This is a genomic window from Novosphingobium sp. (assembly GCF_036820275.1).
Taxonomy (GTDB): Bacteria; Pseudomonadota; Alphaproteobacteria; order Sphingomonadales; family Sphingomonadaceae; genus Novosphingobium.
Window position 1 is genome coordinate 1 of the sequence record NZ_DAISLT010000039.1, and the last position, 24,226, is coordinate 24,226.

16 protein-coding genes are annotated in these 24,226 nt (G+C 66.3%); 8 read left to right on the plus strand and 8 right to left on the minus strand.

Annotated features, from left to right (window positions below; all coding sequences use genetic code 11):
* The coding region (locus tag V7066_RS22865; RefSeq protein ID WP_334185267.1) for a bifunctional diguanylate cyclase/phosphodiesterase at positions 1-2,246 on the minus strand (2,246 nt) is incomplete at its 3' end.
* 204 nt (positions 2,247-2,450) lie between these two features.
* Here V7066_RS22865 and V7066_RS22870 point away from each other — a divergent pair.
* Complete coding sequence (locus V7066_RS22870) at positions 2,451-3,158, plus strand: helix-turn-helix domain-containing protein (RefSeq protein WP_334185268.1); 708 nt, start codon at positions 2,451-2,453, stop codon at positions 3,156-3,158.
* 293 nt (positions 3,159-3,451) lie between these two features.
* Positions 3,452-4,342: a sensor domain-containing diguanylate cyclase gene (locus V7066_RS22875; RefSeq protein WP_334185269.1), complete on the plus strand. Its 891-nt coding sequence runs from the start codon at positions 3,452-3,454 to the stop codon at positions 4,340-4,342.
* Positions 4,343-4,445: 103 nt separating this feature from the next.
* On the opposite strand, the gene V7066_RS22880 is transcribed toward V7066_RS22875, so the two are convergent.
* The 5 genes from V7066_RS22880 to V7066_RS22900 all read right to left on the minus strand — a co-directional run bounded on the left by V7066_RS22880 (position 4,446) and on the right by V7066_RS22900 (position 8,745).
* A complete protein-coding gene (locus V7066_RS22880) occupies positions 4,446-5,477 on the minus strand; it encodes an NAD-dependent epimerase/dehydratase family protein (RefSeq protein WP_334185270.1) in 1,032 nt (343 codons plus the stop codon).
* Positions 5,478-5,520: 43 nt separating this feature from the next.
* A complete protein-coding gene (locus V7066_RS22885) occupies positions 5,521-6,075 on the minus strand; it encodes a TetR/AcrR family transcriptional regulator (RefSeq protein WP_334185271.1) in 555 nt (184 codons plus the stop codon).
* Between the two features lie 75 nt (positions 6,076-6,150).
* The gene (locus V7066_RS22890) at positions 6,151-6,696 is read right to left on the minus strand and encodes a cytochrome P460 family protein (protein WP_334185272.1); all 546 of its coding nucleotides are present in this window, start codon (positions 6,694-6,696) and stop codon (positions 6,151-6,153) included.
* Positions 6,693-7,739 (minus strand): alpha/beta fold hydrolase, encoded by a 1,047-nt coding sequence (locus V7066_RS22895; protein ID WP_334185273.1) that lies wholly within the window; start codon positions 7,737-7,739, stop codon positions 6,693-6,695. Before V7066_RS22895 ends, V7066_RS22890 begins: the two co-directional genes overlap by 4 nt.
* 55 nt (positions 7,740-7,794) lie before the next feature.
* Entirely contained in the window at positions 7,795-8,745 is a 951-nt protein-coding gene (locus tag V7066_RS22900) for a LysR family transcriptional regulator (RefSeq protein ID WP_334185274.1), read from the minus strand.
* Between the two features lie 92 nt (positions 8,746-8,837).
* On the opposite strand from V7066_RS22900, the gene V7066_RS22905 reads away from it, so the two are divergent.
* Both V7066_RS22905 and V7066_RS22910 read left to right on the plus strand, forming a co-directional pair.
* Positions 8,838-10,262: an aldehyde dehydrogenase family protein gene (locus V7066_RS22905; RefSeq protein ID WP_334185275.1), complete on the plus strand. Its 1,425-nt coding sequence runs from the start codon at positions 8,838-8,840 to the stop codon at positions 10,260-10,262.
* Positions 10,263-10,291: 29 nt separating this feature from the next.
* On the plus strand, positions 10,292-11,161 hold the full coding sequence (locus V7066_RS22910; RefSeq protein ID WP_334185276.1) for an SDR family NAD(P)-dependent oxidoreductase: 870 nt from the start codon (positions 10,292-10,294) through the stop codon (positions 11,159-11,161).
* A gap of 62 nt (positions 11,162-11,223) precedes the next feature.
* On the opposite strand, the gene V7066_RS22915 is transcribed toward V7066_RS22910, so the two are convergent.
* Both V7066_RS22915 and V7066_RS22920 read right to left on the minus strand, forming a co-directional pair.
* A complete protein-coding gene (locus V7066_RS22915; RefSeq protein WP_442947363.1) occupies positions 11,224-13,482 on the minus strand; it encodes a TonB-dependent receptor in 2,259 nt (752 codons plus the stop codon).
* A 146-nt stretch (positions 13,483-13,628) separates the two neighbouring features.
* Entirely contained in the window at positions 13,629-15,761 is a 2,133-nt protein-coding gene (locus V7066_RS22920) for a prolyl oligopeptidase family serine peptidase (RefSeq protein ID WP_334185277.1), read from the minus strand.
* Between the two features lie 250 nt (positions 15,762-16,011).
* Between V7066_RS22920 and V7066_RS22925 the strand changes: the two genes are divergently transcribed.
* The 4 genes from V7066_RS22925 (at position 16,012) to V7066_RS22940 (ending at position 24,226) form a co-directional block, all read left to right on the plus strand.
* Positions 16,012-19,842 (plus strand): LamG-like jellyroll fold domain-containing protein, encoded by a 3,831-nt coding sequence (locus tag V7066_RS22925; protein WP_334185278.1) that lies wholly within the window; start codon positions 16,012-16,014, stop codon positions 19,840-19,842.
* Positions 19,842-20,486, plus strand: coding sequence for a LamG domain-containing protein (locus tag V7066_RS22930; protein ID WP_334185279.1), 645 nt, complete (start codon positions 19,842-19,844; stop codon positions 20,484-20,486). Before V7066_RS22925 ends, V7066_RS22930 begins: the two co-directional genes overlap by 1 nt.
* A gap of 98 nt (positions 20,487-20,584) precedes the next feature.
* On the plus strand, positions 20,585-21,292 hold the full coding sequence (locus tag V7066_RS22935) for a TetR/AcrR family transcriptional regulator (protein WP_334185280.1): 708 nt from the start codon (positions 20,585-20,587) through the stop codon (positions 21,290-21,292).
* A gap of 138 nt (positions 21,293-21,430) precedes the next feature.
* On the plus strand, positions 21,431-24,226 hold the full coding sequence (locus tag V7066_RS22940; RefSeq protein WP_334185281.1) for a TonB-dependent receptor plug domain-containing protein: 2,796 nt from the start codon (positions 21,431-21,433) through the stop codon (positions 24,224-24,226).

Sequence of the window (24,226 nt, forward strand, 5' to 3'; positions counted from 1 at the left end):
GTCAGGACCCACTCGCCGATCTGGAGGATCGCGCCGGATTCCTCGGCAATCGGAATGAAGTCGGCAGGGGAGACGAGGCCCTGCATCGGATGGTGCCAGCGCACGAGCGCCTCGTAGCCGGACAGTTCCCCGCTGCGCAGCTGGCACTGCGGCTGGTAGAGCAGCACCAGTTCCTGCCGCTCGATGGCGAGGCGCAAGTCGTTCGCGAGTTGGCGCCGTGCACGGGCGGTCTCGTCCATGCTGGGCTCGTAGTAGCAGATGCGCTCGCCGATCTGCACTTTGGCGCGGTACATCGCGAGGTCGGCATTGTTGAGCAGGGCTTCGCGGTCGGTGCCGTCATGCGGATAGGCCGCCACGCCCAGACTGGCGCCGAAGCTGAGGTCCTGCTTCTCGTGCCGGACCGGCTCGTCGAAGCAGGGGCTGACGCGGGCGAGGAATTCGGCAAGCTGCTCGTCGGTGTCGAAGAGCTTGGCCAGGCCGAATTCGTCGCCGCCGAGGCGCGCGGCGATCTCGTCCTCGCCGATCACCGACTGGAGGCGGCGGGCAAGCTCGGCCAGAACCACGTCGCCGTAGGCATGGCCGTAAGTGTCGTTGATTTCCTTGAAGCGGTCGAGGTCGATCGCGGTCACGCCCAGGCGCTTGCCGTGGCGCGAGGCCTGGTCGAGCATCTCGTCGATCCAGAGGTTGAAGCGCGTGCGGTTGGGCAGGCCGGTCAGTCCGTCGTGCATGGCCATATGGGCGATCTGCGCCTCGGACTCGTGCTGGCGGGTGATGTCGTCGAAGGTCGAGACCCAGCCGCCGTCGGACATCGGCCGGCTGGCAATGGAGATGACCGTGCCGTCGGGATATTCAAACAGGATCGGCGACTGGGCGGCGCTGGCAAGGTTGTCGCGGATCGCCCGCTGCGATGTCTCGACGCGCGCGTCGATCTGGTCCGGCGCGAAGCGGCAGGCGCTGCTGAGACGGATCACTTCGGAAAGGGGCATGCCCGGCTTCAGCGCATCCGGGGCGAGGCCGTACATTTCCCGGTATCGCGGATTGCTGAGCACGAGCCGTTCGTCTGCGTCGAACAGGCAGAGTCCCTGGTGCATGTGGCCAAGCGCGGCGTCGCGCTGGCGGCTTGCCTCGGCGATGCGATCCTGCGCTTCTTTGAAGCGGGACATGTCGCGGGTGATCTTGGCGAAGCCGATCGGCTGGCCGAGGTCGTCCAGCATGGTTTCCATCGTCACATGGGCCCAGAACTGGGTGCCGTCGCGGCGGACGCGCCAGCCCTCGCCGTAGTAGCGCCTCTCGCTGCGGGCCTTGCCGAGGGTCATCCGGTCGAGTTCGGCCTCGCGGTCTTCCGGGGTGTAGAAGTCGGAGACGTGGAGGCCGAGCGCCTCGGTTTCGGCATAGCCCTTGAGGCGCTGGGCGCCGGCGTTCCAGTTGACCACCCGGCCGTCGAGATCGAGCATGTAGATCGCGCAGTCGGAGATGCCGCGCACCAGGAACGAGAAGTTCCGCTCGCTCATGGCCAGGGCGGTGGCGGTGCGGCGGCTCACGATCAGCGAAATCGTCGAGATCGCGATGAGCAGGAGAGTGACGGCGGTGACCGCACCGGCCATCTCGCGCGGCGAGATGAGCAGCTGCGGCGCCGCCGTGCGCGTCGGGATGAGCGTCAGCCCGGTCATGCCGGTGAAATGCAGGGCGACCACCGAGGCGGAAAGCAGGCCGGTCGCCGCCAGCAATCCGCGCAGGCGGCGGTCTTCGAGGACGAGCGCGAGGGCGGGATAGAGCGGTAGCCAGGCGAGGATGATCGATGCCAGGATGAAGCCCGGCTTCCAGGTGATGATGGCCGGAAGTTCCAGCGCCTGGGTGCCGATGTAGTGCATGGCGGCGATGCCGCCGGCCGCCACGAGAGAGGCGGTGAGCAGGGCCGGGCGGTTCAGGCCTTTCAGGGCAATGGCGAAGGCGGTGCCGAGTGCCGCGATCGGGATGGCGAGCGAGGCCAGGGTCAGGGCGGGTTGGAAGCCGGTGACGATCTCCGGGGCATAGCCCAGCATGGCGACGAAATGTGTCGCCCAGATGCCGAATCCGGCGCTGGCGCCCGCCATGGAGCACCATCGCAGCCGCGCCTTGCCCGCGCAGGACTGTGCCTGGCGCAGCAGCGCAAGAGCCGTCAACGAAGAAAGCAAGCAGATCAACGCGGCGAGCACGACGAATTTAAGGTCATGCCCGTCACGGATGCAAAGATAGATATCGAACACCGCAACCCCGATTCTGTGCTCGAAAAATACGGATATTCGGGTTAGCAATCGATTAACGCAGATTTCGTCCGATTTGGTGCGGTCATCGGGTGAAAGCGCCAAACTGAGGGTTTCTGCGGATGGAACTCAGTAAGAAATTAGCCAAGATGCTAACTGTTTCTTAATCCTGTGCGGACAGGTTGCGATTCTCCTGGAGAATGCGCCATGCCGATAACGGCACACTTTGAAGACAAGTCCACCGACGACGGCCAGTCGTTCGACAGCAGCCACGAGGCTGGCAGGCCGCGCTCTGCCCGCAAACGGCTGTTGATCGAGACGCAAGGTGCCCTGTCTTCCGGCGTCGAGGCGTCGGTGACGATCCACAACTTCTCGGAAACGGGCCTCCTGCTGGAAACGCAGGTGGACATGGAGATCGGCGAAGCGCTCGATATCCAGCTTCCCGAAGCCGGACTTACGCGCGCGCGCGTAGTCTGGGCGAGCGGGAAACTTTATGGTTGCGCCTTCGACGTGCCGCTTCACCCCGCCGTGCTGAGCGCCGCGCAGCTTCGCAGTGCCGTGCAGGAAGTCGATCTGGCGCCCGTTCCGGCAGTGCCGGCACCGGCGGCCATCGGCGGCGAAAGCTTCGGAGAGCGTCTCCATCGCCTGCGCAAGCTGCGCGGATTCACCCAGGGCGAACTGGCTTCGCGCCTCGGCGTCAGCAAGCCGACCGTCTGGGCCTGGGAGCAGGGCCGCGCGCGCCCGATCGAGGAACGCCTCGATGCCATTGCCGAGGAACTCGGCGTCACCGCTGCAGAACTCCGTCCGGGCCGCACCGTGGTCGGATTGCCCGAACTGATCGCCCGCTGCCGGGACCAGATCGCCGCTGCCGTGGAAACGAGCCCGGACAAGGTCCGGATCATGATCGAACTTTAAAGTATAGAATTGCCTCCGTTTCCGTTCAGGAACAGGGTTAACGCGCTTTGCGACTCAATGCAGTGATGGTAAATGTATTGATAACAATAATTTGAGATCATGGCTGGTTAGATAACGGGGCTAACCTTCCATGGTAATGAGTTATTGGCGGGGTCGCCGGAATCCGTAAGCCGAATGTTCGTGTGTCGTCTTTTGAACGCTCGAACGTCTGCTAACGCGCTTCCGAATCACGGCCCGATCTGCGTTGGATCGTTCTGCGGTCCGTCTGAACCCGGGGCAATACGAAGATGGGCATGAATTTTACCGTTCAGGATAGCTCCGCGCTGTACGGACTGCTGGCGGAAACATCGTCCGATGTCATTCTCAAGACCGATAGGGACGGCATGATCGTCCACGCCTCGCCCGGTATCCGCAAGCTGGGCGTGCAACCTCAGGCGGACGTCGGCCCGCATCTCCTCGATCTGGTGGCGGAGCAGGGGCGCGCTGCGGTGGCGAGCGCGCTGGAGGCAGCGGTTTCCGGCGGTCGGAGCGCGCAGTGGGTGGAATTTCCTGCGCTTACCATCGATGCCCGTGAAAGCTGGTTCGAGATTCGCATTCGTCCGCTGACGGATGATGCCGGAGCGGTTTATGGCACGCTCGCGGTAATGCGCACGATCGACGATCGCCGCAGCCTGCGCGATCAGCTTTTCGCGGCTACTTACACCGATCCCCTGACCCAGCTCACCAACCGCGCAGCGTTCATTTCCATGCTGGAGCACATGGTAGCCCAGGGCATGGACGGCTGTCTGGCGATGTTCAGCATCGACTTCTTCCGCACCATCAACATGAAGCATGGCCAGACCGTGGGTGACGAAGTGCTGCGCGTCTTTGCCGACCTGCTCCGCGAAATGCTCCGGTCGGACGATATCATCTCGCGCATCGGCTCCGAGCGGTTTGCGGTGCTGCTGCCGCGCACGACGCCGGAGCAGGCGCAGGCCATCTGCGCGCGCGTGGTCGCGACCCTGGCCGACCTTCGCCAGAAAGTGGGTGACAGCCGTCTCGCCATTACCACCAGCGGCAGTGTCGCGCGGATCGCCGGCAGTATGGACAGCACGATCGAACGTGCCGAACTGGCGCTGTTCTGCGCCAAGGCCAAGGGCCGCAACCGCCTGGAAATGGAAAAGCCCCGCCGCGTTACCGCCTGAAATCTGCGGAAATCGGGTTCCGAATTCCTCGAACCAGCCGAGCCGGTTCATCACCCCGTTTTGCGAGTCGAACAGCGCGAAGAATAGAGCGCGGGCTGCCTGTTTACAGATCGTTCCGACAGGTGCGGCGCAGTTCGGCAAGTCCCTGTTCGACAGAGACGAGCGGCGCGTAGCCCAGCTCCCGCCGTGCCTTGGCGATGTCGAGCGTGACTTCGACCGCCATCGTCGCCAGATCCTGCCGGCTTACCGGAGGCCTGATCCTGCCGCCGGACAGCCTGTTCAGCCCCTCGCCCATACGGGCTACGGCCTGCACCAGCCAGGAGGGGACTTCCTTCGCCGGTGCTGCGATGCCCTGGGTTTCCAGGATCTGCGATACGAGGTCGCGAAACGCGATGGGCGGGCCGTCCGTCACGAAGTAGACCTCGCCGCTCCTGCCCTGGCGCAGGGCGAGATCGATGCCGTGGCAGGCGTTGGCGACATGCGTTGCGGAAGTCAGGTAATGCCCACCGTCGATCCAGGCCATCTGTCCCGATCTTGCCGCCTTTACCAGGATCGGCAGGGCCGTCGTGTCGTCGCGGCCCCAGACGAAGCGGGGGCGGACGGCCATGACCTCCAGGCCGCCTCTCGCCGAGGCCAGGGCGATGCGTTCCGCTTCTGCCTTGGTGCGCGAATAGGCCCCTGGAAAGCGCTGGGGGAAGGGGCGGCATTCGCTCGCGTCCATCAGCGGTCGACCATCGAGCAGGACGGATTCGGTGCTGACGTGAACGGCGCGTTTCACGCCGGACTCGCGGGCGGCGGCAAGAACGGCGCGGGTGCCCTCCACATTGACGGCGACATGGTCGGGCGTTTCAGGGCCGTGGCTGGTATGCGCCGCCGCATGCACCAGGGCTTCGCAGCCTGCCATGGCCTGCGGAAGCTGCGGGTCGGCCAGCGTGCCCGCGATCGGCACGGCTCCCAGACCGCGAACCACTTCGGCTGCTGCCGACGAACGTACGAGTGCGAGCACTTCGCGCCCGTCCGTCACGAAGTGACGGATGAGATTGCGGCCCAGATAGCCGCTGCCTCCGGTAAGGAAAATGGGCGAGTTGGGGCGGGGAGCGGAGGCTGGGCCTCCCTCCGGGATAGGGTCGGTCATGATCTGAAACTGCCTGTGGTTGGGAAGTACGGCCTGAATGGCGTCAGGCAGGGCGCGCGGCGGCGAGCCAGCGGATATCGGCCAGAAGGGCCTTGCGCTCGGCTTCGGGCCACTGGTGATAATCGAGAGATTCGAGAAGCTTGAGGCCTTCAAGCGCGAGATAGGCCAGCATCGGTCCACGTGCGCCGTCGGCTTCGTCGCGGATGCGGGCAATCACGGCGCTCTGGTTCTGCTGGATCGCCGAGCGCAAGTCCCGGTCCTGGGCGAGGGCCGCGCAGATGTTGAGGGCGACCGCACGGAAGGCATCGGGAAAGGGCTCTGCCGCCGCCGCGATGCGCCCATGAAGCGTGCGGTTTTCGCTCGCCTCGCAAGACTGGGCCGCAGCGTCGTTGAAGGCATTGTCGCGCGCCACGGCGCGCTGGACCATCGCTTCCAGCAGCGCCTGCTTCGACCCGTAGTCGTAGACGACGCTGCCTTTGCTGATTCCGGCTTCCTTGGCGACGCCTTCAAGTGTCAGGCGCGCGGCACCCACGCCGGCGACGACAGCTTCCGCTGCATCGAGGATGCGGTCCCGGTCGATCGATTTCTTGCGTCCCACCTTGCGATCCATTTATATCTGACCGGATGGATATAAATGGATCAGATGGCTTCGTCAATGCCAGGGGGATGGCCGTCAGTGGGAATAGGCGGTGAAGACCTGATCGGAACCGGCGTCGAGCTTCGCGTGGCAGGCGAAGCAGGAGCGGGTCAGGGCTTCGCTCGGGTTTGCCTTGCCGCTGTCGAACTGGCCGTAGCCCCAGCCGCCGCTGGCCGCGTAGAGCCGGGAATCCTTCACGCTGACCTGCACATTGGTCGGGGCCCCGGCCACGAAAGACTGCGGCGCGGGAAACACCGCGTCGTTGCGGGGAGAGGATTCGTATTGCCAGGCGAGCCGGACGATCACGGCGCCGTCGGGGAAGGGACGCTTGCCCTCCCGATAGGCCTTCACGGCGATGTCGTTGCCGAGAATGGCGCGGATATCGTTGTTCTTTCCGGCCTCATGCGCGACGCTGATGAGCTTCCAGTCGCGGTATCCCTTGGGCAGCTTCACGCCGTAGACGGGCGAGACGTTGGCGTTCTCTCCTTGCTCCCGGCCCCGTCCTTGCGCCGCCGCGACCATGGTGGAAAGGCCGAGCAGGGCCGCGGAAACCGCCAGGCAGCAGGTCGATATCCGGATCATGCGCCCAGCTTTCCGGCGTCGATCACTGCCTTCGCGAAGGCCTCGGGCGCTTCCTGGGGCAGGTTGTGGCCGATGCCGCCGGTGATCAGGCGGTATTCGTAAGGGCCGCTGAACTTCGCGCGATAGGCGGAGGCGGCGGGGTGGGGGGCGCCGTTGGCGTCTCCTTCCATCGTGATCGTCGGCACGGTGACGACCGGCCCGGCCGCAAGCCGCGCCTCGGCGGCATCGTACTGTGTCTCGCCCTGTGCAAGCCCGAGGCGCCAGCGGTAATTGTGGATCACGATGGCGACATGGTCCGGATTGGCGAAGGAAGCGGCCGAGCGATCGTAAGTGGCGTCGTCGAACGTCCACTGCGGCGAGGCCTGTTGCCAGATGAGGCGATTGAACGCCGTGGTGTTCTCGGCATAGCCTTCCCGGCCGCGCTCGGTGGCGAAGTAGAACTGATACCACCATTGCAGTTCGGCCTGGGGCGGCAGCGGCTTGGCGTTCCCGGCCTGGCTGCCGATCAGATAGCCGCTGACCGAGACCAGCGCCTTGCAGCGCTCCGGCCAGAGCGCCGCCATGATGTCGGCCGTACGGGCGCCCCAGTCGAAGCCCGCGACGATCGCCTGCCGGATGCCCAGCGCGTCCATCAGCGCGATGCCGTCCGCCGCCAGTGCCGCCTGCTGGGCGTTGCGGACGGTGGAGGCGGAGCGGAACACGGTGGTGCCGAAACCGCGCAAGTGCGGCACGATGACGCGGTAGCCCTGTGCCGCCAGGATCGGCGCGACTTCGGCGAAACTGTGGATGTCGTAGGGCCAGCCGTGGAACAGCAGGACCGGCTGTCCTGAAGACGGCCCCATCTCGACATAGCCGATGTCGAGCACGCCCGCCGCGATCTGGCGGATCGGGCCGAACGGGCCGGGCGCGATGCTACGTGCCGCCTTGGTCGCGGCAGAGGCGACGGTGGGGGCAAGGCCGCTCAGGAAAGCGGCGGCGAGGGCGGCCGTGCCGGACACGAATTCGCGGCGCCGCGCATGGGTAAGGGTGGGTTTTTCCTGCATGTCGAACTCCTTGCTACGCGAAATGCACATAGGCGCAGGACACGAAGATCGCCCGTTAGTTGGCGTGAGGACCTGTGAGGCCCTGGCGGTTTGCCCGGCTGCGCGCATGGTCGCGCACGAGATCAATGAACAGCCGCAGCTTGGCCGGAACGTGGCGGCGTCCCGAATAGTAGAGGCACAGCGGCGGCTCTTCCGGCATCCAGTCCATCAGCAGCGGCGTCAACCGGCCCTCCCGGACGTGCGGCGCGACCGTCTCTTCCGCCAGATAAGCGAGCCCCATCCCCGCCAGCGCCGCATCGAGCATCAAACCGCTGTCGTCGAGGATCAGGCGGCCGGGAAGGTCCAGTTCCAGTCGCTCGTCGCCGCGGGCGAATTCCCAGTGGTAGATGCGTCCGCTGCCCATCCGGTAGCCGATGCATTCGTGCGCGAGCAGGTCGCGCGGCACGATGGGAACCGGACGGTCCCGCAGATAGTCCGGCGAACCGACGACGACGAGACGCATTTCGGGAATGATGGGCACGGCGATCATGTCCGGCGGCACGGTGTCCCTTAACCGGACCCCGGCGTCGAAGCCCTTGCCGATCACGTCGACCAGCGCCGCTTCGCTGACGATCTCCACCTGCATGCGGGGATAGCGGTCCAGATAGTCGCGGATCAGCGGCGCCATGACGAACCGCGCCGCGCCCTGCGCCATGTTCAGCCGCAGCAATCCCGAGGGTTCGCCCAGATGCTCGCCCGCATTCTCGATCGCGCTGTCGATCGCGGCAAGAGCGGGGAGAATCTCCTCCAGGAACTGCGTGCCCGCCGCCGTCAGCACGACGCTGCGCGTGGTCCGGTTGAACAGGCGCAGGTTCAGGCGCTCTTCCAGCGCGGCAATGGCATGGCTGAGACCCGAGGAGGAGACGTCCAGTTCCCGCGCGGCGGCACGAAAGCCGCCGCGCCGGGCGACCGTGGCGAAGGCCTGGAGTTCGGCCAAGCTGGTTCGGGTCGCACTGGGTTTGGTCATTGCGCAATATTACTCATCAGCCTGTCCGTCATTGCACTTCTAATCGGATCAGCGGCGGCGATCCATATCGTTGGTGACGAATGGAGATGACAATGCGGACTATCGACAGAATCTACATCGACGGCGCTTTCGTGACGCCGCACGGGACGGAGCGCTTCGATCTCTTCAACCCGGCCACGGAAGAGCGGATCGGCACCGTCCGCCTGGGCGATGCCGAAGATGTGCGCCTCGCCGTCGCGGCGGCCCGGCGGGCCTTTCCGGCGATGGCACGCACCACGAAGGCAGAGCGGATCGCGATGCTTCATCGCCTGCGGGACGCCGTGAAAGCCGGTGCCGACGACCTCGTGGCGGCGATGACCGAGGAATATGGCGCCCCGGCCTATTTCACCGGCTTTTCCGTACAGAACACCGCTGCGGTCTTCGAGGTGATGGCCGCTTCGGTCGAGGCCTATGCCTTCGAGCGCCGGGCCGGTTCCAGTGCCGTGACGATGTTGCCGCTCGGCGTGGTCGGCGCGATCACCCCCTGGAACAGCAACTTCGGCTTCATCGCCACCAAGCTTGCCCATGCGATCGGTTCGGGATCGACCCTGGTCATCAAGCCCGCCGAACAGAGCGCGATCCAGACTCAGGTCCTGCTCGAATGCCTGCACGCAGCGGGGCTGCCGAAAGGCGTGCTCAATGTCGTGAACGGCACCGGACCGGAAGTCGGCGCGGCGCTGACGGCGCATCCCGACGTCGCGCTGATCACTTTCACCGGATCGACCCCGGCCGCGAAGATCATCCAGCGGTCGGCGCTGGAGACGATGAAGCGGCTGGTGCTGGAACTCGGCGGCAAGAGCCCGACGATCATCCTCGACGACGCCGATCTCGACGCCGCGATCCCCATCGCGCTGATGAGCGGTTTTGCCAATAGCGGCCAGGCCTGCGTCGCCGGATCGCGCATCCTCGTGCCGCGCGCGCGTCGGGAGGAGATCGTCATGCGCCTGAAGCGGGAGGCCGAGCGCTTCAAGGTCGGTGCTCCCGACGATCCCGAAGTGCGCATCGGCCCGCTTGCCAATGCCGCGCACTGGGAGCGCGTGCAGTCGTACATCCGGCTGGGGCAGGAGGAAGGCGCGACCCTCCTGACCGGTGGTGAGGGCCGTCCCGAAGGGCTGGACCGTGGCTGGTTCGCAAGGCCGACGATCTTCACCGATGTCGCCAATTCCATGCGCATCGCCCGCGAGGAGATCTTCGGTCCGGTGCTGAGCGTCATCGCTTATGACGACGAGGCGGAGGCCGTGGCCATCGCCAACGATTCCGAGTTCGGACTCCAGGCCTATGTCCTGTCCTCGGACGAGGCGCGTGCCCTGCGGGTTGCGCAGCAACTCGTGGCCGGGCGCGTGGTCGTCAACGGCGCACCGCACGATCCTCATGCCCCGTTCGGCGGATTCCGGCAGTCCGGCCTCGGACGCGAGATCGGCGCCTACGGCCTCGATGCCTTCCTCGAACCGCGCGCGATTCTGAAACCCGCCGCCTGATTCCTCTCCCCCGATCGAAAGCGAAAGACATGCAGAAAACCTGGATCATCACCGGAAGCGCGCGCGGACTCGGCCGTGCCGTCTTGACCGCCGTGCTGGAAAGCGGCGATAACGTGCTTGCCACTGCGCGCGACGTGGCGCAGCTTGCCGGCCTCAAGGCGCTCTACGGCGACCGGCTCGAACCTTTCGCGCTCGACGTGACCGACGAGGCGGGCACAGCCGAGGCCGCGACGGCCGCGATTGCCGCCTTCGGTCGCATCGACGTGCTGGTGAACAATGCGGGCTACGGCCATTTCGAAGCCTTCGAGCAGAAATCCGCAGCCGATTTCCGGGCCGAAGTGGAGACCAACCTGTTCGGCGTCGTCAACATGACCCGCGCGGTGCTGCCGTTCATGCGGGAGAGCCGCTCAGGGCATATCCTCAACGTTTCGTCGGTCGGCGGCCGTGTCGGTACGCCGGGCCTGTCCGCCTATCAGGCGGCGAAATGGGCGGTCGGCGGGTTTACCGAAGTCCTGCGCGGCGAAGTGGCCCATCTCGGTATTCGCATCGTGTCGGTGGAACCGGGCGGGATGCGGACGGACTGGGCCGAGACCGCCGGCACCGCCGCGACGAGCGCGGTTCTGCCGGACTATGCCGAAACCGTGGGCGCTATGCTTGCGCGGATCAGGGCCTATGCCGGGGGCGAAGTCGGCGATCCGGCCCGCATCGCGCAAGTGATCCTCGAACTGGCGAAGCGTGATGACGTGCCCGCCCATCTGGTGCTCGGCACCGACGCGCTGGCTTCCTTCGACGCGGCCGAGACCCTGCGCCGCGACGACCATGCGCGGTGGTTGCCGGTCAGCCGCGCGACCGTCTTTGATGGTCCCGAGGGCGAGGCGCTCACTGCATTGCTGCCCTGAGCGGGATGGCCTCCCCCGCCGCCGGTTTCCCGTCAAAGGGAGCGGCGGCGGGGGAAAGCGGCTCAGAACCGGTCGTCCCAGCTCAGCGTGAAGGTCCGTCCGCGACCGGCGAAGAAAGCCAGGTTGTCGGTCGGCAGGCGGGTGTCGCTGCTGTAGTCGATGTAGAACTTGTCGAAGAGGTTCTGCACGCTCAGGCTGAGGCCGCCCAGGTCGGTCTGGTAGCGCAGGCTGGCATCGGTGATCGCATAGCCGCCGAAGTTGTTGCGCTGGTCCGGCCGGGTCTTGCCGGCATCGGCATGGAAGCTACGCGACAGGTAGAACTGCGTCTGGACGAGCGCCGAGATGCGTCCCTTGGCGTAGTTCGCGTTGAGGTTGACGCGGTCCGGCGAGATGTTCGAACCGTCGAGATCGGTATCGACCACGCCGTCCGGATTGGCGGAATCGCTGTCGTAGCGGCCCTGGATATGGGCATAGCCGATCCCGGCGCGCAAGCCGTCGATCGGCAGCTGGGCCTTGAGATTGATCTCTAGGCCCTGGATCTCGACCCGCTGGCGCTGGACGTCGAACGTCCGGTCCGGACGGGCGATCAGCAGCTGTCCCTTGTCGCTCGACGACCAGAAATAGGCGACCGAGGCGTCGAGCGGGCCGCGCTTCACCTCAAGCCCGATCTCGCGGTTGTTGGTGACGATCGGCGAGATGTCGAGGTAGTCGTCGAGGTTGATGCCGGTGCGGTTCAGCGAGCGGGTGATGCGCCCGATGTCCGGCGCGGTGAAGCCTTCGGCGTAGCTGGCATAGGCACGGATGCCCTTCCACGGCTCCAGAATCACGCCCCCGTTCAGCAGCAAGTCGCTGAACTTGGGCTTGCCGCCGGTCACCGCCACGCCGCCGTAAGTGGACAGGCCGCAGGGCGTGCCCGCCGGGAGCGAGGCCGAGCAGGCGACGAACGTGGTGGAGGGCAGCGTGTGGAAATCGTCGATCTTGATCTGGACGTTTTCCCAGCGCGCGCCGCCCGCGAGGCGCAGCTTGCCGCCTAGCAGCTTGAGGTTGAGCTGGCCGAACGGCGCGAGGCTGCGGAAGTCGCTGGGCGGCACCCAGACGCGGCCGGTGGCGATCAGCGCCTGCTCGGTCTTGTCGAACAGGGCGTCGAAGCCGACGATCGCGGTCAGGTCCTCGAAGCCGGGCACGGGCCGTTCGTAGCTGAACTTCGCGCCCAGCTTGCGCGAGCGGTTCTCCGACTGGTCGAACAGCGTGCCGACCGGGGCAAGGACCGGGTCCTGGAAGGTCGCCTGCGGGGCCAGTTCGCCGCCGAAGGTGTCGTGGGTGCGGTTGAAGAACAGCTGGGTGACGAGATTGCCGCCGCCGAGGTCCTTGTCGGTCAGCGACAGCGCCAGGCTCTCGGTGCGGCTTGCCGCCGACTTGCCGGGAGGATCGCCGCGCACCGCGCTGGTCGGCACGAACGTGGGGTCGGCGGCGGTCGGGCGGCGGCCGACGAGCGCCACGAAATCGCCGTCGCCCTTCATCTCGAAGCGGCTGGCGATCAGGTCGATGCGGGCGCTGGAGGACAGTTCGTACCCGAACCGCGCGAAGAAATTCGTCGTCTTGGAATCCTGGGTCTCGCCCTGGGTCAGGTTGAGGCCGACCCGGCGGCTCTGGCCGTCGTAGTAGACACCGCGATTTTCGTAAGTCGCGCCGATCGTGGCGTCGAAGGCGCCGGTCTTGTACTGGAGCAGGCCGCCGCCCTTCCAGCCCAGGCCGTCGCCGTGGAAGTCGTTATCGGCGGTGCCTTGCAGCAGGACGCGGCCGGAAAGCCCTTCCTTCTGCGGCGCGCCCACGGTCACCTGGTTGACGATGCCGCCGGTGCCGCCGATGCCCTGGAGGGCGTTGGAGCCGAAGATCAGCTCGACGCGGTCGATGAAGAAGCCGTCGATGGTGAAACCGTCGCGGCTGCCGTCGCGCAGCGGCGTCGACTGCGGAATGCCGTTGATCGCGTAGAGCGGCGAGCGGCCGCGCAGGGTTTCGCCCGCGCCCGAGAGCTTCTGGCGGGTGGGCGAGAAGCTGGGGGTGAGCGTGGCGACGGCATCGGTGACCGATCCGCCGATCGTCATCTGCTGGTCGAGCGTGTCCTTGCCGATGATGTCGATGGTCAGCGGCAGCGCCGAAGGCGGCAGCGCCGAGCGCGCGGCGGTGACGACGATGGCCTCGCCGGGCGTCGTGTCGCCGTCCTTCCGATCGGTGGACTGGGCCAGCACCGGCGCCTGGGCCGAGACGATGGAGACGAGAGCGATACCCGCAGCAAGCCGGGCAGCGACGATTGGACGCACCGAAAGATCCCCCTGGTTGATCTGTATTGGCACGCGCCCCTAATGATGATGAGAATGAAAATCAATCGCATCTTATGGCCGTTGCGCAAAAGAAATGGGGCCGCTTTCGCGGCCCCATCCGGCTTATGCACTGCTGGAACCTCTCGTCATTTGGTGTCCGGACCCATCAGCTTCCGGCTGAGGTAGGTCACCCAGAGCGCGGCGGTCTTGGCGGACTGGCGGATGTCCGCACCCGAGCCGTGACCGCCTTCGGTGTTCTCGTAGAAGTAGAAGGGCAGGCCCAGTTCCTCCATGCGCGCGGCGAACTTGCGGGCATGTTGCGGGCCGACGCGGTCGTCGCGAGTGGTGGTGAAGATGTAGGGCTCGGGATATTTCACGCCCTTGCGCAGGGCGTGATAGGGCGAGGTCTTCAGCCAGAACTTCCGCGCTTCCGGATCGGCATAGACGTCGCCGTATTCGCCCTGCCAGCTTGCCCCGGCGGCGATCTTGCTGATGCGGATCATGTCGAGCAGCGGCACCTGGATGACCACGGCGTTGTAGAGTTCGGGGAACTCGGTCATTTCCACGCCCATCAGCAAGCCGCCGTTGGAGCCGCCGATGATGCCGAGGCGGCGGGGCGAGGTGATCTTGCGCCCGATCATGTCGCGCGCGACGCTGGCGAAGTCGTCATAGGCGACCTGGCGCCTGGTCTTGAGCGCGGCCTCGTGCCATTCGGGGCCGAATTCGCCGCCGCCGCGAATGTTCGCGACCGCGAAGGCGCCGCCGCGCTCGAGCCAGAGCTTGCCCTGGATCGTGGCGTAGTAGGGCGTCGAGCTGGACTGGAAGCCGCCATAGGCATTGAGCAGGACCGGCGTGGACCCGTCGAGCGGGATGTCCTTGCGGTGGACCAGGAAGTAGGGGATCGCGGTGCCGTCGGTCGACTTGGCCTCGCGCTGCTCGACCACGAGACCCTTGGCGTCGAAGCGGGCGGGCAGGCTCTTGACCGGCTGGGCCGTGCCCGAGGCCGCGTCCACCAGATAGAGCGTATCGGGCGTCGTGAAGCCTTCCGCCGAAGCGAAAGTGAGATTGCTGCGGGTGTCGGCGGAGCCGAAGTTCAGCGCCAGCTTGTCGGGCAGGGGCAGGCTGGCGGTGGTCCAGCCGCCGTCGGATTTCGGCGCCAGCGAGAGCAGCCGCCCGTTGACGTTGTCGAGCACCGAAAGCAGGAGGCGGTCCTTGGTCGCGGAAATCCCGTCGAGCGCTTCCTTCGGTCCCGGCGCCCAGGCGAGCGTGGCCCTGATCGCTTCGGGATGGGCGCGCACGGCATCCAGCGGTGCGGTCGCCACGGCGCCGCTCGGCAGGTCGCCCCAGGCTTCGTCGAGCCGGAACACGACGCGGCCGGACACGAGCCCGGCGACCGAGACCTTCTGCGGAATGGACAGTTCATGGGCCTTGCCGTCGCTGCCGACGATCAGGCTCTGCTGGTGGAAGAAGTCGATGCCGCGCGAGATCAGTGTGAGGCTGTTGCCCTGCCCGTCGTGCATCACCGCCGGGAACGAACCGACGTCGCTCTTCTGGCCGCGATAGATCTCTACCGCTTCGGACAGCGGCCGTCCGCGGGTGACGCGCTTGATGACATAGGGATAGAGCGATTCCGTCACCTCGCCCGGCGTCCATTCGGTGGCGACCAGCAGGTGGTCCGCATCTTCCCAGGTCACGCCCTGCTTGGCGCGCGGGATGTGGAAGCCGTCCTTGACGAAAGTGCCGGTGGCGAGGTCGAACTCGCGGACTTCCACGGCATCCTCGCCGCCGTCGGACAGCGAGACGAGGCAGAGCCGCTGCTCCGGCTCAAGACAGTCGGCTCCCTTGTAGACCCAGCTCTTGCCTTCGGCCTTGCCGAGCGCGTCGATGTCCAGCACGGTTTCCCACTTCGGCTGCGCGCCGCGATAGTCGTCCAGCGAGGTGCGTCGCAGGATGCCGCGCAAGTGCTGCTCGTCCTGCCAGAAGTTGTAGATGCGCCCGTTCAGGAACATCGGCGCAGGAATGCGATCCTTGGCGCCGTAGATCGCGAGCGCTTCCTCGTAGAAGGTCTTGTAGCGGGGATCGGCTTCGAGCCGCTTCTCGGTCGTGGCATTGTGCGCGGCGACCCAGTCCATCGCGCGCTTGCCGTCGAGGTCTTCCAGCCAGATCCAGGAATCCTTGGGATCGCGCGGATCGGCCGGGGCGACGGGCGCGGCGAAGGCGGGCATCGCGCCGAGAAGGGCGAGCGAAGTGGCAAGCGCGAAGCGCGTGATCGATTTCAAGTGGAAGTCCCCGGAATGTGTCTGCGCGGAACTCTAGCCGCTGCCGGTTTTCATGCAACCGGCTGAAACGGTGGGAGGCGGCGGGGTAACAGCCATTGACACAAGTTCATTCCTCGCCTCGCGCAGGAAACGGGGTTGATCGAAATGATACCGGTGTCATAAGGTTATCTGTGAACGGAGACCTGGGAGAGTGTGCTCCCCGGCCCGGCAAGGGAGAGATATCGGCGTGTCGCATTCCGGAAGGCCTATCGTGACCCGGCGGGTCTGTTCGCGGATCGCTCTGGCCGCTGCCTGTCTGGCGGGGGGCATCGCTGCACCTGCCCTGGCGCAGAACGCGGACGGTCTGCTGTTCCGCGCCCCGCTCGACAGCGGTTTCGATGCGACGGTTTCGGGCGGTGCCGCCGCGCCCAATTTCCGAAGCGACGTCTCGATCGTGCCGGACGGTGCGATCGGCGGTGCGGGGCGCTGGTCCGACGGCGGCTATGTCGCCTGGGAGGCGCCCGGCAATATCTATGCCCAGCGCGGCACGCTGTCGTTCTTCTGGCGCAGCCATACCCCGGTGGGCGAGGCGCCTTTCGTGATCTTCCGCGCCAGTGCGGGCGACCATTCGAGCTGGGACATGGCCTTCCTGCGGATCGACTGGAATGGACACGGCTTCGACGCTTTCGTCACCGACGCCAATCTCTCGCGCGTGCGGGTAAGCTGGACGCTGCCGGAAACGCTCTCGCCCGATGCCTGGCACCACATCGCCTTCGCCTGGGACGAGAACGAGGGCGTGAAGCTGTTCTGGGACGGCCGCGAAGTCGCTGCGAAACGGCAGGCGGCTGACCTCGACATGGCGCTCGACCAGTTCGGCCTCGCGGGCCGCGTCATCGCGCCGCATCAGGTGCAGAGCCGCTACAACTTCATGCGCGGGTCGGACCTCGACGATATCCGGGTCTACGATCACATGCTGGAGGGCGCGCAAGTGGCGCGGCTGGTGGCCCGGCAGGAGGCCCGGCAGGAGGTAGCTCCGACCGCTGCCGCCCCTGACCTGCGCAAGGCATGGCTCCACCGCTTCGGCTGGGACACGCAGAGTCCGCCCGCGCTGAAGGACAAAGTGACGACCATCCGCAAGGTCGAGTTCGCCGATGCGAAGGACCTCAAGGAATGGATGTGGAAGGGCGTAGACGGCATTGCCGAGACGACCTGGCCGGGGGTCTACAACCGCTCGCACCTGCCGGGGCGCGACGATTACTTCCAGCTGCCGGACTGGAACGTCTATGTCGAGGGCGGCAAGACCTATGAACTGACGGTGCCCGACAGCGCCGCCTTCAACCGGGTCGAGATCCGCGGCGCGGCCTATGGCGCGCTGGAATGGTCTCCGGACGGCAAGTCGTCATGGAGCAAGCTGGCGGCGCGGCCCAAGGGCGTGGTGCGCTCGTTTACCGATACGGCTACCCGGACCGGCGGCACTCTGCGCTTCACCAACGTGATGCAGGAACAGCCGATCCAGGAAATCTGGGCCTACGATATGCATGCCGGGGAGGTGCCCAAGGGCACGTTCCAGCTCAGCTATACGGTGCGCGCCGATGCGGCGTCGGACCTCGGCGCGCTGGAGCGGCTCAATGCGCATATCGCGGGCCGCTATCCGGCGAACGAGCGCTCGACCGTGGTGGCGCTGCCAAGCAGCGGCGTGAAGGCGGCGGTCGGCGCGGGCAGCGCGGGGGCTTCCGGCACGGCGAGACGCAGTGGACAGGACCTGCCGCTGGTCCATGTGCTGATCCCGTCGAACTTCGGCGATGCGCCTGCGGATCGTCCTCTGGCGCGCGCCTGGAATTACGGTTGGGAGAACGTCCATGACGGGCTGGACGGTCTGGCCATCGACCTGCCCGCGATCGACGCCAAGCCCAATGCGCAAGGCGTGATTCCGCTCGACATCCGCGTGAAGGACCCGATCTGGCCGGACCGCGACATGATCGACGTGCAGGTCTCGGTCCGGCCCGGAGAGCCGCGCACGCTCTGGCTGGACCTGCGCGACCGCATCCTGACGGCGGACAGTCTCTATCTGACGGTCGCCTCGGCCGCTTCGGACTTCGGGGCGAAATCGCTCGACGGCATGACCGTGCGCATGGTGTTCAAGGACCGGGAGGCGGCGAAAGCGGAGCATGTCGCCGACCGCTTCAACCAGGTGAAGGACAACTGGGCCTTCCTGGTCGAGGAGCATACCGCCTCCAAGCGGGCCGGGCTCTACCGCCGCCTCTACGGCGATATCACCGACCTGCTGCGCGTCGATCCCGGCCATCTGGAGGCGCGGCGCTACTGGGCGGATATCGGCTATTCGGAGGACCAGTTGCCGCCCTTCGTCCAGCCCGAGGCGCCTCAGGGCATGCCGCTCTGGGCCTTCCGCCAGCTTGAGGACCTGAAGCTCACCCGCCACTTCGTGAACTGGTGGATCGACAACCGGCAGGTGCCCTACGGCGATTTCGGCGGCGGGATTTCCGACGACACCGACCTGACCCAGCAATGGCCCGGCCTGGCGCTGATGGGCGTCGATCCGGACAAGATCAACGCCTCGCTGCGGGCGCTGTCGGACGCGGTCTACACGAACGGCATGATCGTCGACGGGCTCAGCTATATCACCACCGACGAGCTGCACGTCTACGAGGAAGGCATCAATTCCGATGCCGAGCGGCTCTATCTCAACTGGGGCGAACCCAGGGCGGTCGAGCGGATGATGGCCACCGTCAAGGCGCTGGGCAAAGTGATTCGGACCAACCCCGCCGGGCACATGCACATTTCCTCAAGCTGGTACGGCGCGCGCAAGATCTACACCGACGAGCCCTGGGCCTGGCAGAAGCCCTATGGCTTCGTCATCATGCACACGCCGGTGCTGCTGGGCACGTTCAATGCCGATCCCACCGCGCGCGGGCTGGTGACAGGGCTGATTGACGGGCTGCTGGCGCACGGCAAGCAAGGCGCGAACGGGCTCTGGACGTTCCCCAACGACATCAGCTTCCCGCACGATACGGAACGCGCGGGCGACGGCGGCGGGGCCTCGCTGCCGATGCAGTCGGCCTGGGCCGCCTGGCGCTTCACCGGCGACGACAAGTACCTGCGTCCGATCCTCGGCCGCGTCGGCAAGGACAACTTCGGTGCGCTCACCGAGATCAACGAGAATGCCCTGACGGTGCTCGGCAAGCGGGCGGACCTCAAGGATTCCGTGCTGCGTAAGGCAGGCGGCGGCGACGATTTCGCCCGGTTCGAGGCCTGGAACACCACCGGCGACAAGGCCTGGCTCGAAGCGCTCAATGCCCATGGCACCTCGGACAAGAGCCAGCACATGTACATGTACACCGAGGGCCATTGGTGGAGCGACCGTGTGGACGCGCCGAACGAGCACCTCCAGCGCGAGCGTCTCGGCGGCATCGCGCTCAAGCGCAACCAGACGTATCCGGGCAATGCGGTGAGCTGGCGCTTCGCCGATCCCGAGGCGGCGGTGAAAGTGGCGATCCTGGTGCGCGATGCGACGCCGGAGCAGTTCACGGTCGTCGCCTACAACACCACGGCCACCGAACAGCGCGCGGACATGGGGACGTGGAACGTGTTGGCGGGAACCTGGGAGATGACCCAGGGGCTGGCACGGGACGGCGGCGACAAGGCGCAGGGCAGTATCGCCACCCGCGACGTCGAACTGGAACGCAGCGGCTCGCTGCCGGTCGCGTTCGCGCCGGGCGCGACCACGGTCATGACCTTCCGGCTCAAGCAGAAAGCCGAAGTCCAGCCCGAGCATCGCCCCGACCTCGGCATCGGCGCCGACGACGTGATCCGCAAGGGGAACAGGCTGTCGGTCGCGGTCCACAGCCTCGGCTCGGTGGCCGCACCCGGCGGCACGCTGACGCTGGAGACGCCGGAGGGCAAGGTCCTCGCTTCCGCTCCGGTGCCTGCGCTGGCGGCGCCGAGCGATCTTTCGGCGAAGACGGCGGCGGTTTCGCTCACGGTCCCGGCAGGGGCACCCAAGTTGCTGCAGGTGAGGGTCTCGACCGGCGCGCCGGAAGTGACCCAGCGCAACAATGTCGTGATTATCGGGGAGACCGACTGATGCGGAAGTGGTGGCTCGCCTTGCTTGTGCTGGCGGCACTGCCTGCCCCGTCGCAGGCGAAGCAGCAGGTCTGGAAGTTCGACCGTCTCGACCGCATCGGCGGGCTGGCCACGCAAGTCATCGGTGAACCCAGAGTGGAGGGCGGCGCCACCGTCTTCGACGGGCGAGACGATGCCATCTACCTGCCGCGCCATCCCCTGGCCGGGGCGGGGGCGTTCACCGTGGAGGCGGTGTTCCGCCCCGACGGCGGCGCTTTCGAGCAGCGCTGGCTGCATCTCGCCTCCGACGATCCGGTGAACCAGACGCGGATGCTGTTCGAGATCCGCGTCGTCGGCAATTCCTGGTATCTCGACAGCTTCATCAAGGGGCAGGGCTATTCCCAGGTCCTGATCGATCCGTCGAAGCTGCATCCCGTCGGGCGCTGGTATCATGTCGCCCAGACTTTCGACGGAACGACCTATCGCAGCTATGTCGACGGTGTTCTCGAAGGGGAGGCGAACGTGGCGGGCTTCACGCCGCAGGGGGCGGGCAATACCTCGGTCGGGGTGCGCTACAACCGGGTGAACTTCTTCCACGGCGCCGTGCGGGTGGCCCGCTTCACCGATCGCGCGCTGCCGCCGGACCGCTTTTTGCGGAAGGAATGACCGGATCGGCCGACACCCCTTCGCCTGCCGCCGCGAACTTGCTATCTGCCGAAGAAGCACGGCGGCGAAAAGCCCGCGTGCATCTTGCGGATCGATATGTGACGAAGACAGGAAACGACAGGAAGAAACCCGGATCGCGGCGTCCCAATGCCGAGCGGCGCGAGGAGTCGATGACGCTGATCCTCGATCATGCGGAAGCGGAATTCGCGGTCAAGGGATACAACGGGACGACGCTGGCCAGCGTGGCGGAAGTGGCCGGCGTGGATACGGCGCTGATGCGCTATTATTTCGGCGACAAGGAAAAGCTGTTCGATGCCGTGTTCCGCCGCCGCGGGCCGCTGATCAACGCCGCGCGCTTCGAGGCGCTGGAAGCCTATCGCGTCCGCACCGGGGACAAGGGCACGCTGGAAGGCGTGATCGAGGCTTTCGTCCGCCCCGGTTTCGACCTGGCGCAGCGCGACGACGGCCATCGCAACTACGCAGCGATCGTCGCCTACGTGAACAGTTCCAAGGGCGCGATGCATTCGCTGATGTCGGAAGTCTTCGACGAAGTGTCGCGCGAACTGATCGAGCATATGGAACGGGTCATGCCGGAGGCGCCGCGAGAGGTGCTTTACTGGGGCTACCACTTCCTCACGGGCGCCTTCACCTTCTCGCTCGGCCAGACCGGGCGCATCGACCGGATTTCGGGCGGTGAAGTGCTGTCGTCCGATTTCGCGGGCATGGCCGATCGCCTTCCCGCGTTCGTGGCGGGCGGAATCCGGGCGCTCTGTGCTCTCGATGCGGGTGCCAGGCAGGCCGGGTAACGGCTTTCAATAAATTTCTTTCCTCAAAAAGAAATTTATTGACTCGAATCCGGGATCGCGAGACCTTCCCTTTCAGGAGAAGGATGGGCGGACGGCGCAAAATCGCCGCGGACCCATGACTGAAAGGGAGGGGGCCGTATGCTCCGAGGGATTCTGTTCGCATCGACTTGCGTTCCGGCACTGCTGGCCGTTCCTGCCCAGGCTCAGGACAGTGCGGGAGGCGCCGCCGCTGAGGAAGCGCAGGACGCCGGCACGATCGTCGTCACCGGCTCGCGGGCGATCCGCGACGGTTCGCAGGCGCCCACGCCGGTCACGGTCGTCTCGGCGGAAGTGCTGACCAAGGCGCAGCCGGGCCTGCTGGCTGAAGCGCTCAACCAGCTTCCGGCGTTTCGCGGTTCAACGCGCCCGACCGGCGGCTTCACCGCCGCCACCGGGCCGGGTACCGGCAGCTACCTGAACTTGCGCAATCTCGGCCCGCAGCGGACGCTGGTGCTGGTGGACGGTCGCCGCGCCGGGCCTTCCGCGCGTGACGGCTCCACCGACATCAACCTCCTGCCGCAGGAACTGGTCAAGCGCGTGGATGTCGTCACCGGCGGTGCTTCGGCGGCCTATGGCTCGGACGCGGTGGCGGGCGTGGTGAACTTCGTGCTGGATACGCGCTTCACCGGGATCAAGGCGACGGCGCAGTCGGGCATTTCGAGCCGGGGCGACGTGCCGACCTACAAGCTGAACCTGACTGCCGGGCACAGCTTCGCGGAAGGGCGGGGCCGCGTGGTGGCGAGTGCCTCCTATTTCGACGCGGGCGGCCTGCAAAGCGTCGCCGACCGAAGCTGGGGGCGAAAGGCCACCGGCTTTCTCAGCAATCCGGCGGTTCCGGGGCAGCTCATCTTCCGCGACGATCTGCGCGCCTCGACCGCCGCGCCGGGCGGCCTGATCCTCAGCGGCCCGCTCGCCCTGCGGCAGTTCGCTCCGGACGGCACACTGGTGCCGTTCTCGCGCGGGTCGGCGCAGTCCGGGCTGATCCAGGTCGGCGGAGACGGCGCGCAAGTGTTCAGCAACCTGTCCGCCGCGATCCGCACGCAAAGCTATTTCGCCCATGCCGAATTCGACGTGACACCCTCGCTCACGCTGTTCGGCGAAGGCAGCCTGGCGCTGGCGCGCAACCACTACAACCAGGTGCAGCAGTTCAATCTGGGCGGCTTCAACGGCTTCACCATCTACAGCGGCAATGCCTTCCTCGATCCTTCGGTGCAGCAGGTCCTGACCACGACCAATACGCCCGCTTTCGCGATGGGCCGCCTGAACTTCGACTTCGGCGATCCGGCCAATGCCACGGCCAAGGCGCGGACTACCGACTTCAAGGCGGGCTTCCGCTTCTCCGGCCCGAAGGATCTGACCGTCGAGGGGTATTATGGCCGCAGCAAGAACCGCACCCGCATCCGCACCGACAACAACGTGCTGCTCGAACGCCTCTATGCGGCGGCCGACGCCGTGCGCGATCCCGCTTCGGGGCAGATCGTCTGCCGGGTTACGCTGACCAATCCGGGCCTCTATCCCGGCTGCGTGCCGATCAACCTGTTCGGGCAAGGCGCGCCGTCGCAGGAGGCGATCGACTATGTGGAGGGCACCAGCGCCTATCGCACCGACTTCACCCAGGAAGTGGCCGACCTGTCCCTACGCGCCCGTCCGTTTTCGACCTGGGCGGGAGAAGTTTCGCTGGCGGCGGGCGGACAGTACCGCCGCGTCGAACTCGATCAGGTTTCGGACGATATCGCCTCGGGCATCAACGACGCCACCGGCATTCGCGGCTTTCCGGCAGCCTATCAGAACCAGCCCGGCGGCTATCTGCTGACCAACGTGTTCCCGGTTTCCGGCAGCTACCACCTCTGGGAAGTCTTCGGAGAAGCCGCCGTGCCGCTGGCCCGCGACCTGCCGATGCTCCACGCGCTCGATCTCAATGCGGCGGTCCGCTACACCGACTACAGTACCAGCGGCGGGGTGACGACGTGGAAGGCGGGGCTGGTCTGGGAGCCGGTCTCGGGCCTGCGCCTGCGCGGCACCGTCTCGCGCGATATCCGGGCGCCCAACGTGCCCGAACTTTTCGCCGGCACCGTGCAGAATACCGGCTCGGTGATCGAGAACGGCGTGACCGTGCCGATCATCCAGGTCACGCGCGGCAATGCCGCCCTGAAGCCGGAGCGGGCCAAGACCTATACCGCAGGCATCGTCCTGACGCCCACTTTCGCGCCGGGATTGACGCTTTCGGCGGACTACTATGCGATCGACCTCGACGGGGTGATTGCCTCGCTGACGCCGCAGATCACGCTCGACCAGTGCCGGGCGGGGGCAACCGCGCTCTGCGCCAACATCACCCGCAACGATGCCGGACAGATCACCCGTATCGAATCCCCGACGCTCAATCTCAATCGCCTGAAAAGCGCAGGCATCGACTTCGAACTCGGCTATCGCCCGAGCGGCGAAGTGCTCGGCGGGGCCGCGCAGATCCGCCTGATCGCCAGCTATCTGCAAAAGCAGCGGCAGGACATCAGCAACGGCACCTCGACCGACCGCGCGGGCGAGGTCGGCCTCAGCGCCAATCCGCGCTGGACCGCCACGGCCAATCTCAACTGGACGCGCGGACCCTTCGACCTCTTCGTGCAGGAGCGTTTCATCGGCGCGGGCCGCTACGACGTGACCCGTCACGAGCCGCAGACGATCGAGGACAATACGGTGAAATCGGTCTTCTACACCGACCTCACCGCGTCCTACCGGGTAGCGGACAGGTTCAAGCTGTTCGTCACCGTCAACAACCTGTTCGACCGTGATCCGCCGCTGGCGCCGAACGGTACGCTGGTGACTTTCGTGCCGACCAACCCGCAACTCTACGATGTCATCGGCCGCCACTTCACGGCGGGCGTGACCCTGACGTTCTGA

Coding starts and splice junctions, on each gene's coding strand:
- V7066_RS22900 (WP_334185274.1), bottom strand. CDS start 8,745: ATGACCAAACCCAGTGCGACCCGAACCAGCTTGGCCGAACTCCAGGCC.
- V7066_RS22940 (WP_334185281.1), top strand. CDS start 21,431: ATGCTCCGAGGGATTCTGTTCGCATCGACTTGCGTTCCGGCACTGCTG.
- V7066_RS22910 (WP_334185276.1), top strand. CDS start 10,292: ATGCAGAAAACCTGGATCATCACCGGAAGCGCGCGCGGACTCGGCCGT.
- V7066_RS22895 (WP_334185273.1), bottom strand. CDS start 7,739: ATGCAGGAAAAACCCACCCTTACCCATGCGCGGCGCCGCGAATTCGTG.
- V7066_RS22870 (WP_334185268.1), top strand. CDS start 2,451: ATGCCGATAACGGCACACTTTGAAGACAAGTCCACCGACGACGGCCAG.
- V7066_RS22875 (WP_334185269.1), top strand. CDS start 3,452: ATGAATTTTACCGTTCAGGATAGCTCCGCGCTGTACGGACTGCTGGCG.
- V7066_RS22890 (WP_334185272.1), bottom strand. CDS start 6,696: ATGATCCGGATATCGACCTGCTGCCTGGCGGTTTCCGCGGCCCTGCTC.
- V7066_RS22880 (WP_334185270.1), bottom strand. CDS start 5,477: ATGACCGACCCTATCCCGGAGGGAGGCCCAGCCTCCGCTCCCCGCCCC.
- V7066_RS22930 (WP_334185279.1), top strand. CDS start 19,842: ATGCGGAAGTGGTGGCTCGCCTTGCTTGTGCTGGCGGCACTGCCTGCC.
- V7066_RS22905 (WP_334185275.1), top strand. CDS start 8,838: ATGCGGACTATCGACAGAATCTACATCGACGGCGCTTTCGTGACGCCG.